Origin of the sequence: Nonomuraea sp. NPDC050394, assembly GCF_044459065.1 — a bacterium.
Classification (GTDB): Bacteria; Actinomycetota; Actinomycetes; order Streptosporangiales; family Streptosporangiaceae; genus Nonomuraea.
The window spans coordinates 248,137-260,591 of the sequence record NZ_JBITIO010000009.1 but is presented as its reverse complement, the minus strand read 5'-3'; the positions used below and the strand labels follow the sequence as shown (position 1 = coordinate 260,591).

8 protein-coding genes are annotated in these 12,455 nt (G+C 68.5%); 6 read left to right on the top strand and 2 right to left on the bottom strand.

The genetic code is table 11. From position 1 onward, the window contains the following. Positions 1-28: 28 nt before the first annotated feature. Positions 29-652: a TMEM175 family protein gene (locus ACIBKY_RS32475; RefSeq protein ID WP_397102590.1), complete on the bottom strand. Its 624-nt coding sequence runs from the start codon at positions 650-652 to the stop codon at positions 29-31. Positions 653-708: 56 nt separating this feature from the next. On the opposite strand from ACIBKY_RS32475, the gene ACIBKY_RS32470 reads away from it, so the two are divergent. After that, on the top strand, positions 709-1,128 hold the full coding sequence (locus tag ACIBKY_RS32470; RefSeq protein ID WP_397102588.1) for a MarR family winged helix-turn-helix transcriptional regulator: 420 nt from the start codon (positions 709-711) through the stop codon (positions 1,126-1,128). A gap of 28 nt (positions 1,129-1,156) precedes the next feature. Here ACIBKY_RS32470 and ACIBKY_RS32465 read toward each other — a convergent pair whose 3' ends face one another. Further along, positions 1,157-2,710, bottom strand: a complete 1,554-nt coding sequence (locus ACIBKY_RS32465) for a serine hydrolase domain-containing protein (protein ID WP_397102586.1) — start codon at positions 2,708-2,710, stop codon at positions 1,157-1,159. Between the two features lie 253 nt (positions 2,711-2,963). On the opposite strand from ACIBKY_RS32465, the gene ACIBKY_RS32460 reads away from it, so the two are divergent. From ACIBKY_RS32460 to ACIBKY_RS32440, 5 genes are all read left to right on the top strand, one after another. Continuing rightward, positions 2,964-3,551 carry a hypothetical protein gene (locus tag ACIBKY_RS32460; protein ID WP_397102585.1) on the top strand — a complete coding sequence of 196 codons (588 nt, stop codon included), beginning with the start codon at positions 2,964-2,966 and terminating at the stop codon, positions 3,549-3,551. Between the two features lie 541 nt (positions 3,552-4,092). Then, positions 4,093-5,547, top strand: coding sequence for a TIGR02710 family CRISPR-associated CARF protein (locus ACIBKY_RS32455; RefSeq protein WP_397102583.1), 1,455 nt, complete (start codon positions 4,093-4,095; stop codon positions 5,545-5,547). Beyond that, entirely contained in the window at positions 5,547-9,326 is a 3,780-nt protein-coding gene (locus ACIBKY_RS32450; protein WP_397102582.1) for an AAA domain-containing protein, read from the top strand. Before ACIBKY_RS32455 ends, ACIBKY_RS32450 begins: the two co-directional genes overlap by 1 nt. Then, positions 9,323-10,522, top strand: a complete 1,200-nt coding sequence (locus ACIBKY_RS32445) for a hypothetical protein (protein WP_397102580.1) — start codon at positions 9,323-9,325, stop codon at positions 10,520-10,522. The genes ACIBKY_RS32450 and ACIBKY_RS32445 overlap by 4 nt, the downstream gene beginning before the upstream one ends. Then, complete coding sequence (locus ACIBKY_RS32440) at positions 10,515-11,990, top strand: phospholipase D-like domain-containing protein (RefSeq protein ID WP_397102578.1); 1,476 nt, start codon at positions 10,515-10,517, stop codon at positions 11,988-11,990. The genes ACIBKY_RS32445 and ACIBKY_RS32440 overlap by 8 nt, the downstream gene beginning before the upstream one ends. Positions 11,991-12,455 lie beyond the last annotated feature (465 nt).

The window sequence follows — 12,455 nt, the reverse complement described above, 5'->3', positions numbered from 1 at the left end:
CGGTACCGAGACGCGGGATCCCCATCGGTCACCGGACGGTGCGGTCCTGGATGCGGCGGGCGACGGTGAGCACGATCGGTGCCGTGAGCCAGCACAGGTACGCGACGGTGCCCGTGGTCAGGAACGCGACGGGAATGGAGACCGCGAACACCGCGGCCAGGCAGATGCCGCGCACCAGGCTCTGGGCGAACACCCGGGGCGGGACGTCCTCGTGGTACAGGTGTGCCCGCCGGATCTCCCTGATGATCAGTGCGAACGACGCGGAGGCCAGGACCTGGACGATCGCGTACAGGCTGAACCGGGGCGGGAAGGCGCCGTCGGCGGTGAGCACCCGGGTCGCGAACGGCATCAGGACCTGCATGAACAGCCACACCAGGGTGAGGCTGGTCAGGCGGCCGTTCAGCGAACGGACATGTCTGAAGATCTCGTGGTGGGCGCGCCAGTGGGCGGAGATCACGACGAAGCTGAGCGCGAAGGCCAGGTACTCGTTGCCGTGGGCCGACACCGAACTCAGCATCGCCTCGGTGGTGTCGCCGGTGGGGACGGGGAGATCCAGCGCCAGCAGGGTGAGTGCGATCGCGATCACCGCGTCGACGAACGTGGTGAGCCGCTCCGCGGCGACCGCTCGCACCTCGCCGGTCTCGTTGTCCATGACCTCATTCTTACCTTGTTAACATTAACCAGTCAACATTCGGGTACGGTGAGGTGGTGGATGACGGACTCGCAGATCTGCTGCACCGCGTGGTCATGCTGCTGGGCGAGGCCGCCCGGCGGCGCACCGATGGGCGTGGCGGTGTGACGTACAGCCAGATACGACTTCTGGGGACGTTGGAGGACATCGAGCCGGTGACGCAGCATCGGCTCGCGCAGGCGCTGTCGGTGTCCGACCCGGCGATCAGCCGGGCGCTGCGACCGCTCGAAGCGGATGGCCTGGTGCGGATCACCATCGACCCCGAACACGCGCGGCGGCGGCTGGTCCGCCTCACTGACGCCGGCCGGGAAGCCTTCCACACGGCCGGGAAGCCGCTCTACGACGAGCTACGCGCCGGGCTCGTCGCGGCCGGCTTCCCCTACGAACGTTATCTCGAAGACACCCTTCGGCTGGCCGAGCTCCTCGCGGCCGACTGACCGCGCCACGCCATCCAAACGCCGCCGCTCAGCTCCGCCGGACCGGATCGGCCGGCTCGCCGCAGAACACCTCGTTGACGAGCCTCTGCCGGGCCTTCCCCACCGCTGCCGCGATGGACAGGTCGGCGTCGTCAACCCAGTTCAGTACGGCGATCAGGGTCTTGCCGCCGTCGGGCGTGCCGTACATCAGCGTCATGGAGCCGACCGTGCCGCCGTTGTGGGTGATGACGGTGCCGCCGCGGTCCGTCTTCTGGACGAACACGCCCAGCCCGTAGTCCATGTCCGGCAGGCCCGTGGCGCGCGCAGTGCACATCTCGGCCAGCAGCCAGGGCGGCAGGAGCCTTCCGCCCAGCAGCGCGGAGATGAACGTGTGGAGATCCTGGCTGGTCGAGATCATGTCACCGCCCGTGGAGACCCAGGAGGGGTTGTGGCGGGTGACGTCGATCGTCTGCCGCCGGCCGTCCTCCTCGTGGCGGTAGTAGATGCGGGCGTGCGGCTCGGGGATCTCCGGCGAGGCGTCCGGCACCACGGTGCCCGACAGCCCGAGCGGCTCCAGGATCCGTTGGCGCATCTCCTCGGCCAGCGCGCGGCCGGTGAGCTTCTCGATCAGCAGCCGGGCCAGCACGTAGTTGGTGTTGGAGTAGCTCCATCCCGTCCCCGGCTCGAAGCGGGCCGGCTTGGACAGCGCCAGCCGTACCAGCTCCTCCGGCTTGTAGGTCTTGAACCGGTTGTCCACCCACTCCTTGCCCGTGGTGCCGTAGGGCACGGGGATGCCCGGCGCGATCGATCCGTCGTCGTACACCTCGCCGGTGAAGTTGAACAGCCCGCTGGTGTGCTGCAAGAGCATCCGCACCGTGATCCGCCGGTCCAGCCCGAACTCGGGCAGGTAGCCGGCCGCCGGGGCGTCCAGCTCGATCCTGCCCTCGGCCACCAGTTGCAGCACCAGGGTCGCGGTGAAGGTCTTGGTGTTGCTGCCGATCCGGACATGCCCGTTGACCGGCGGCTTCGCGGTCCCGCCCAGCTCCGCCACCCCGGCGCTGCCGGCCCACTCGCCCCGCTCATCGTGCACGCGCAGCGACACCCCGACGAAACCGGCATCGACGACTTCCTCGATCGTCTTCCGCAGCTCCGGGCGATCCCGCCCTGCCGCGGTTTCCGGTACGGCCCCGCGGTCCGCGCCGGCGGCGTCGAGGGCTTCGGTGACCTTGCGGACCATCTCGGCCGTGGCGGGGCTCGGCCGGTCCTGCCGCGTCCGGGCGGTCTCGACCGCGATCAGCACGGTGGCGCGGAAGTTGCCGGCCTCGGCCGGATCCCGCCGCTTCAGGAGGTTCATGGCCGAGGTCAGGGCCGGCAGCACGCGGTCGGCGATCTCGGCCACGGACCTGCCGGCCAGATCCTTGCTCCCGGGGTGGTCGGCGAGCACATGCCCGATCAGGCCGGTGGCAGAGCCCAGCGCGATACTGCCTGCGGTGGCGATCTTGTGAGGTTTCCCGGCGGCACCGGCGGCGGCCACCAGCGTCACGGCGCCGTACGCGGCGATCCGCAGGGTGCTCTTGTCCTGATCGGAAAGGATGATGGTCATGGTGGTTTGCCCTTCGAGGTCGTCATGTCCTGGTCGGCGTCGCGCCACCGAGCCTTCACCCTGACCCAAGGTCAACCTCAACGGTGATCTGGCTCACAGCGGCCCGCTGTCCAGACCTGTTCCGTGGACGGGGCGGCGACTGGTGGGGAGGTGTGACCACCGGCCGCGACCTCGCCTCGTGTGTGGCGGGCCGGCCGGTGAGCCGTTCCAGCCCGGGTTTCTGTCCGGATCGCCCGCGGATATGGTTTCTGGCATGTCCGGACGCTGGCCGCTGCTCGTCGCCCTCAGTTTCTGCGCCTTACTCGTGTCCGTCTACGCGACGATGGCGATCGCGATCATGCCGATCGTCATCGCTGATCTTGCGGCGCCCTCCGCGATCATGCAGGTGGGGATCTACGGCTATCTGCTCGCGTTCCTGGGCGTGCTGGTCCCGGCGCCCCGCCGCCAGACGGTGCTGCTGACCGTGTCGATGGCCCTGGGCCTGGTCGTCTTCGGCCTGGCTACCGTGCTGTGCGCGCTCACCCCCATGCCGAGCCTGCTGATCGGCGGCCATGCGCTGCAGGCGCTGGCCGGTGCGGCCGTACTGTGGGCCGGGACCGGCCTCCTCAGGACCGCGTTCCCCGGGCCCGAACTGTGGAAGGCGATCCCGATTCCCGCCGCGGCGATCCTGGTGGGCCTCGGAGCGGGACTGCTCATCGGGATGATCGTCGCCGAGCTCATGTCATGGCGCGCGAGTTTCCTGATGGGCCTTCCTCTGGTCGCGGTGGCCCTGGTGGCCGTGCTGATTCTCGCGATCAGGCTGGCGTCAGCCGTACCGGATCGCCGGTTGCCCCGGCCTTAGAGGTCCTAACAAAATGATCTAGAGCCGTGTCTCCTGCCCCCTGGTTTCGCCGTCTGCGTATCCGCTGGGAAGTCCGCGACGACATCCACGAAGCGTTTATCGCGAGACAGTCGGGCCTCCGCCTGTCCTGCCGCGCTCACCACGACGCCGCCCAGCGCGGAACGAGCATGTGCCCGGCGGTACTTCAGCGCCGTCCGCTGTCCCTGCTGAGGGTCGCGGGCGCTCGAGCGTGGTCAGGGCGAGGGACGCACGGATACAGCCCGGCGCCCCGAAACGAGCCTCAACGACCTGAATGGTTCGGCACGGGAGTCCCTAAGAGTCGGACATCGGGTGAATACATGTCCTGCTTTCTGGAGCTGTTCGCCGGCTCGAAGCCGTCGCTGAAGGTGGCCAGCGACCGTTGCGTCGACGACCCGGAAGAATCTTCTGCGTCAAAATCGACATAAGCGCCTATTTCGCGAAATCTCCGGTAAGCCCACAGCATTCCCTGCTACCGTCACCGGCGTCCAAGTCCCATTCCATCGCGACCAAGGGGTTCCGTGTGGACTCGTTCCCGGCCAGAGTTGCCAGATACGAACGCGTCGACCGCGGTCAGGACACCTATGGCGAGGGCAGCAGGCTGGAGCAGGCCATCGCCTACTACGTCGACCACCTGCTCGAAGAGAGTGTCGCCCGCGCGCTGACTCACGGAGGCCGCCGCCCCAGGCGGCAGGTCGATCTCCTGATCAGCCTGTCCGGCTTTTCGCCGTTAACGACAATTCTCACCTTTGAGATCCTGCGCCCGAAAAGGCTGCTGATTCTTTCTTCCAGCGACGCCGTGGACTGCATCAACGTGATCAACAAGCATGTCTACGAGCGACGGAAGATGAAATACAGCGACGCTACTTACCGCGTCTGCGCTCCCACCGATCCACTGGAGATCTACCGCATCGTCAAGAGCGAGCTGGACAGGTTCCAGGAGCCCGGCATCGACCCACCGTACGCGCTCATCGATATCACCGGCGGACGCAAGGTCATGAGCGCCGCCGCCGCGCTGGCCGCGTGGCAGCTCCAGCTCGACCTCTGCTACGTGGACAGCACCTACGATCCAGTGGCCCGCCGTGCTATACCGGGATCCGATCGGTTTCTGCTCCTCGACAACCCCACCTCGCTCTTCGGCGAGCAGGCGATGCACGCGGCACTGGAGACCTTCAAAACGGGCGCCTTCGGCGAGGCGGCGCGACGTTACGGTGAGCTGTCCGTCAGCGTGGCAGAACCGGCGAAGGCGCGGTTCATGAAGGGGCTCGCAGACCTCTATCGCGCCTGGTGCGACCTGGACCTGACCGAACTCGCCACCTGCGTGGACGCGGTCGAGGCGCTGCTGGACCAGAGCCGCAACCTGCTCAGCGCCGAGACCGTCACCCGGATCGAGGGGCAGCTCGAGTTTCTCACCCGGCTGCGCAAGGGCGACGGGCAGGCTCTGCTGGTCTGCTTCTTCGTGCTCGGCCAGCACTATCGGGAGGTCGGCAGGCACGACTTCGCCGCACTGCTGTTCTACCGGACCATCGAAGGCAGCCTGGCGAACCGGCTGGCCTCGCTGGCGTCTGGCTTCTCCTGCAAGTCGCCTGACTATCACCTGCTGACCGCGGACGTGTCCGGGCTCGACGAGGCGTGCCGCGAGGTGCTCGGCGGCATCGGGCGCGCGCCTTTGGGCAGTGCGCTTCCGCCGGTCATCGGGCTCATCTCGGCGGCCGTGATCCTGACCGCGCTCGACGATCCGGTAGTTGGGAAGGCGGGGCTGAAGGGCGCCAAGGCACTGTCCAACCTCGACACGCTGGTGACCGCGCGTAACAGGTCGGTGCTGGCCCACGGCGACCAGCCCGTCACGGACAAGCAGAGCAGGCTGCTGGAGGCGAAGGCCAGGTTGCTGCTGCGCGCCTACTGGGCTCTGAACGGGCCCGAGGGTGACGTGGAGCAGCTGTGCGAGAGCCTCAGATTCCTCAGAAACGACCATTGATGCCGAGAGAACCGATGCTCGACGTCCTGGCCGAGTGGAGCGAAGACCTCGAAGAGCAGCGCAGCAGGGCCGCCGGTCAGTTCGGGCCCATCGTCCTCAGCCATTACCCGAGCCTGGCCGTGGATCCCCATCTGGTTGCGGCCGACCTCAGATCCGGCGCCTTTCTGACCGGTCGTGCCACGGGCAACAGGTTCACGCTCATCGGCCGCGGCTACACCATCGAGCTGATCAACCGCCCGGGCGCCAAGGAGCGCAAGCCGATGGCCGTGATCGCGCAGGTGCGGGAGACGGAGCGCATGCTGCCGATCGAGGGATGGTTCCGCGCCGAGTTCGAGCTCCGGCTCGTGTACGCCGAAGCCGTGTGTGACCTGCGCGAACTGTGGCGGGTTCTCGGCGCGAACGGCCCGACCCGCCGAACCTCCGACAAAGGGGCGGGACTGCGCCCCTACGCGCAGTTGCTCGCCCGCCGCTACGGGGCGCTTCGCGAACTGCAGCAACTGCTGAAGACGCGCGCCGAGCACAACATCGTCACGGCGCGCTGTACCGTGCGTGAGACCCTGCCCGGCCGCCCTGCGCGGCTGCTGGTGCGCGTTCACGGTCGGGCAGCGGAGTTCGAGGACGCGCAGGTGAGCGTGGAGGCGGGCGACCTGCGCTGGGAGACCAAGGTGACAGATGTGCACGGCGACACCGCCGTCATCGACGCGCCCGCCGCCGAGACCCCGGCCGAGCTGACGCTGAGCAAGACCTCCCGGTTCACCATGCACCAGAACGTCCTGGCACTGCGCAGCCTGATGAACGGCGACACCCACGGCGAATGGGCCCGCCTTGCCGCGCTCATGGTCCAGTCGGACTCCCTGGAAGCAGGCCCCAAGCACCGGCCCGAGCAGTTCTTCGCTGACGCGGAGGGACTCAGCCTCAATCCCGAGCAATGTGCCGCGGTGAGCGGCGCGATCTCCACACCGCACGTGTTCTGCGTTCAGGGCCCGCCAGGCACCGGCAAGACCTCGGTGATCTGCGAGATCATCCGACAGCTCGTCAGCCGCGGCGAGCGGGTGTTGCTCCTGGCTCCCAGCCACGTGGCGGTCGACGAGGCGCTGCGCCGCGTCGGCGACAAGCCGGGCGTCCGTGCGCTGCGGCTGAGCTGGAGCGAGGGCAAGGTCGACGAGGATCTGCGGAGGTTCCTGCCCGACCGGCTGTCCGCGCAGATCAAGGTGGGTGTACGGCGGGCCGCAAGCAGCCGAGCGGCCGCCTGGTCTGCCGAGTCCGACCGGATCGAGCGATGCCTGACGGCGATCCAGGTGTCGGGTGAGGGCGAGCAACAGGTGCGGTCACTGGAGTCCGCCATCGAGACGGCCGAGGCCGAACTCGTCGCCGCCGACGGGCGGATGAGCATCCTCATGTCTGCCCACACCCCCAACGTGACGCGGTTACGTGAACTCCAGGAGGAACAAGCCGAAGAGTCGGCGATAGCGGCCGAGACGCGAGTGGCGCTCCAGACGCAGATCGCCGAGGCCCGCGAGGCGCTCAAGGACTTCGAACCCGCCCTCGGTCGGCTACGCGGCATCGCCCGGTCGGCCGAGCTGGTTCAGGAACGGCTGACTCGCGCCAGGGCCGACAAGACGACCGCCGATCGAGAAGACGTCGAGATGTCGAACCGGCTCGCCCCGTTCGACGGACGCATCGCGGTGACCAGGGACCGCATCGCGGAGGTCAACGCCAACCTGGCCCATGCCAAGTACTGGGCGGAAACCTTCCGGGCCCACCTCGACCAGATCCGTCCAAGGGGGGTGGCGGACTTCTTCAAGCAGCCCGATCCCCAGGTGGCCGATCTGAAGATGCGTCTCAAGAACGCGGAGCAGTCCTGGGCGGCGTGGTACGACAAACTCGTCCCCTTGCAGCACGAGCTGGCCCGGCACGAGCACGCGCGTGCCTATTACCTGCCCGCGCAGCTACGGGCCGAGGCCAGAGCCATGGAGATCGGGGCATTCATCGACGCCACCACCGGCCATCTGAACCGGCTGGCGGAACAGTGGCGAGCGGGCGTCGCCGGGATAGGCGGAGATCCGGCCAGCCGGCTCGAAAGCGGCATGATCATCCCCACGATCGAGGCGCTGCGCAACGGCGCCCCGCCACTTGGGTGGATGGCCGGATCCGGGCCTGATCGCCTCGTGCGATCGATCAGGCAGGCCCAGACCCGCTTGACCGACCTCGACAACCTCCCTGCCCTCCAGGCCCGCGTCGCCGCCGCGTTAGCGCAGGCCGAGGCCGAGATCCGGGAGCGATCGCAGGAGCATCGCGCGTTGATCGGCCGGATCACACAGCGGCTCGCCGACATGAGAGATCAGCTCGGGAGGCAGCACGCGATCATCGAGGAAGCCACCCAGCTTCTGGAGATGGAGGGGCCTGACCTCCATGCCGACGAGCTGAGGAATCGCCAGGTGCTCCTGCCGTACCTCCAAAGGCTGGAACGACGCTGGTGCGAGCTGACCGGCGAACTCAGCGACGACCAGATCGGCGACGGCATCGACGCGGCCTACACCCGCTGGGCGAACCTGATCTGCGCCACCACTGCAGGGATCGCCGGGCGCGGCAGCGACGTGGTGCGCGACGCTGACTTCGACACCATGATCCTCGATGAGGCCAGCAGGGTCACCGACACCGAGTTCCTCATCGGCGCGGTCAGGGCCCGCCGGTGGGTTCTGGTCGGCGACGAGAAGCAATTGCCGCCGCACGTGGACAACGAAGACGAGCGGTTCCTGCACGCCCTCGTGGCACTGGACAGGTGGGAACGCGACCAGGCCGCCTCCCTTGAAGAATCCGTGCGGCATCTCGCTGCCGTCTGGCAGGACGAAGAGGAACTGCGCCGGGTCAGGATCGACGACGTCGTCGAGTACGCGCGTTCGCTCCACGGTTCCGGACAGTGGGCCGAGTTGTACCGCAAGACGTTCAGGAGCGCGAGGCGCGCAGCCAAGAACACCCTTGGCGGTGCGACCGACGACGACGCCGACCGCCTCGTGCTGCGCAACGTGCGTGACTTCTTCGTGCGCAGCCTCTTCGAACGCTCGGTGGCGCGATATCCCCACCTCACCGAGCCGCTGGTGACCCAGCGCAGGATGGTCGACCCGATCGCCAAACTGGTCAGAGACTCCGTGTACGGCGGAGCCTACGCCTCACCCTCCGCCGAGGATCTGGCCGAACGCGGAGTACGACCGCTGACCACCTCGACCTTCTCCGCCCCCGTGGTCTTCCTGGACACTAGCGCCCAAGGCGATGGCGCGCTGTCGGAGCAGGTCAGTACGGGCTTCGTCAACCGCCTGGAAGCGCAGTGGATCGTGCGCGCGTGCCTCGAGTATGAGAACCACCTGCGCCGTTCCGACCCGCACGGGCCGCGGACCACGGTCAGCGTGCTCAGCTTCTACAAGGCCCAGGCGGACCTCATCTGGAGAGAGCTCGGCGGGCCTGGCTATCGAAGGTTCCGCCGCCTGGAGATCAGGCTGGTCTCGTCGATCGACCGCAGTCAGGGGCAGGAGAGCGATCTGGTCCTGATCAGCTTCACCCGGGCCGTCCCGAACGCGGGCTCGGGGTCCGCGTTGTGGCTGCAGGATCTGCGCCGCGTCAACGTGGCCTGCACGCGGGCCCACCGGGCGCTCGTGCTGGTCGGCCACCGCAAGTCGCTCAGCCGTCTCGGCGCCACCAGCGCGCGGACCTTCTACCAGGGCTTGTTCGAGCTGGTCGATTCCCCCAGCGCCGATTATCAACTCATCAAGGACCTGACGTGAGCGGCGCGTACACGGTCGAGTGGGCCGACCACGTCGAAGAACCGGCCCACGATGTCCTCGCGGTGGTGCTGGAAGCCCTCGTACCCATGATCTTCTGGCCAAGGGTGGCGATCCGCCGGGCTATCGACGAGGAGTTGTCCGCGGTGGAGACGTTTCTCCTTGAGGCCGCCGTCAGCCTGGGCTGGCTGACGGCCGAGGTGGTCGAGGAGATCACCGATCTTCCGGCGGACGTGATCACGGCCGTCACCGATGGGCTCGCGGAGTTCGGCCTGCTGACCAGGACCGGGACGACGCTCTACCCGGTGGACGACGAGATCGCGCAAACGCTGGGGCGCGAGACGTTGCGGCGCCATGCCTGGGACACCTGCTCGGTCCTCTACCTGCCGCACACCCACGAGGCGGTCGCCTTCGGCGTGCCCGCGCGCGGACGCCGCCGCCGTAGCCCGCCCCCGGCGTACCTGGCAAGCCCCGGCGATCGGGTGTCCGCTCCGGTGGGCCCCGATATGATGGGGATCGATCCCGCCACGCTGCTCAGCGAACTTCTGGTCCGCGGGCGCATCGCCCGGCTGCCCGAGGACGTGATCGGGATCGGGCCCTTCCCCGAGGATGAGCCCGTCCCCGAGAGCTGCCCCGTCTACCGGGTGGAAGGCGTGGTTCGCACGAGCACGCCTCGCGTCGACCTGTACGTCCTGACCGGTGATCAGCGGGCTCGCCTCGACCTCAGCGGCGCCGAGACCTTGGCCGGGCACTGGCTGCGGCTGGCCGGGTTCCTGGAGGATCAGGGCGGGCCCGCTCGCGCGGCCGAGGCACTCGGTTGTGACGCCGGGGACCTGGTCGTCGAAGACGGACGGGCGCTGCTCAATGCCCGAGCAGCGACGGCGGTGGGCGACCGGCTCAGCCTCGCGACCTCGGGTGGGTTCCACGTCACGGACCGCCAGACGGTGATCTCGGTGCCCATCGACCTTAGGCCCGCAGACCTGGAGGCGGCCATTCTCTTCGCCCTGGACCGGGCGGCGGCGAACATGCGGGGCGCGGGGCCCGAGCAGGCGGGCGAGATCCTGGCGCGGGCCTGCCGCGAACACGATCTGCCGGAGGACGCCCTGCCGCTGGCCGCGCTCGCGGACCGGCTGTGGGGGCTGGCCCAGTACGACCTGGTCTACATGCTGCGCGCGCCGAGGGATTTCGCCTATGACTGATCACATCAACGCGGGAGAGGTACGCCTCGGGGGCGGGTTCTTTCTCGCCAGACCCGGGTGGCGGGCGACGCCGTACACCGAAGAGGACGACACGGCGTCCTACAGCCACCTGGTCACCTATCGGAAGTCACCTCGGACCCTGCGCACCGCGCTGCTCGACCTGATCGGGTCGGCACGCCGCAAAGTCTTCGTGGCCAGCTTCTTCCTCGGCGACCAGGAACTGACCGAGGAGCTGCGCCAGGCCGCGGAACGCCTACGCGGGGGTGTCTACGTGATCTCCGCGATCGACGAGAACAGCCTCTCCCGAGGGTTGAAAGGCCTCGAAGACGAGGCCGGCAAGGACGCGGCTGAGGGCAAACGGTTCGACGAGTTGTGCCGGGCTGGAATCTACGTGCGCGGACACGAGAACTGCCACGCCAAGTTCGCCGTGGCCGACGACGAGATCGCGCTGGTCTCCACCGCGAACTTCACCACCCGGGCACTGGACGTTACGGGCGAGGCCGGCGTTCTGATCCGCGACCGGGCCCAAGCCGTACGGCTGGGCCGGCTGTTCGCCCGGCTCTGGCACACCGGGTGTACCTGGGAGATCCCCTCTGTGCCACCCGATGGGATCTATACGGCGGCGCGCCGCTCTTCCCAGCCTTGGCAAGCGGAGGTGCCGCAACCGGGCGACGGCGTCGGCGCGGGCATCATCTGGACCGATGACGACGAGCAGCACGTGCTGCGGCATCTGCTGTCGATCATCGACGGCGCGCGGTCGGAACTGCTCCTGGCCACCTGGAACCTCAACACGGTGACCCAGGACCCCACCCTGCTCATCGAGCCCATCAGCAAGGCGGTCGCGCGCGGGGTGCGCACGCGCCTGCTGGTGCGCACGTTCAACGACCGGCCGGCGCACCGGGCGGAGGCGCTCGCGCTGGCCGATGCGGGGGTCGAGGTGTGCGGCGACCGGGAGACGCACGTGAAGGGCGCCTTCGCCGACGAGGACGCGGGAGCGCTGTTCTCCGCCAACTTCGACGCCGTCCATGGACTGACCAGCGGCGTCGAGATCGGCTGCCGCCTTGACGGCACGCCCGCACTGGCCCTGGCCAAGGGTTTCATCCGGCACATGATGGATTGCGCCGACTCGGAGTTTGTGGCCGAAGCCCGCCAGTGTGACCTGCACGACCGGCTGCTCGGCCGTTGGCACACCGGCTGGCCGCTGGGGGAGCAGGTGAACGTGCTGGCAGACGAGGAGTGCTGGGCGGCGCTGGTCAAGGAGAGCGAGCAGGGCCCGCTCCTCTACGCGGGCCGGCCCGAGGAGGTCAGGCTCTTCGCGGGCCGGACGACATGGACCCTCTCCGACAACCGTCTGACGAGGTCGGCGGAACAAGGGCAGAGCGCGGGCGCGTTGCTGGATCAATGGCTCCAGCGGAAGGGAGAGGGCCCCCGTGGATTCTGCCCGGCCGTCCTGACCCGTGTCGGCTGACCTTTCCCGCCCCAAGCCACCTCGACATCACCCTGAAAACGCTGACCACCCGCCGCGCCCGCTGGACGTGGAGGCGGATATGTGGTCGGGACGCCGAGCCATTGCCGGTGCGGGAGCGAGTGATCGGCGTTGTCGTCGGCCGGCTCGGCCCGAGCGGCGTGCCTGACCGCCGATGAGACCGGTTTCGTGAAGTAGGACACCTGTTTGGCTGGCGCGCAGCGGTCATACAGCGGCACCGCGGGGCCGGATCGAGGGTTGCCAGATCGGCGTGTTGCCGGCCTACCTCTCTTCACGCGGCCGGGCCTCGATGGCATCGTCTGCCGAGCCCATGTCGCAGGCCCGATCGGTGGTGACGGCTGGCTCGCCGTGAGGCGGCGGGGCCGGCCAGGCTCCTGTGGCGAGCAGATGCTCGCCGCTCCTGTACGCAGGGATGCCGAAGCCGCTCCCACCGGCGCGCCGGTTGGG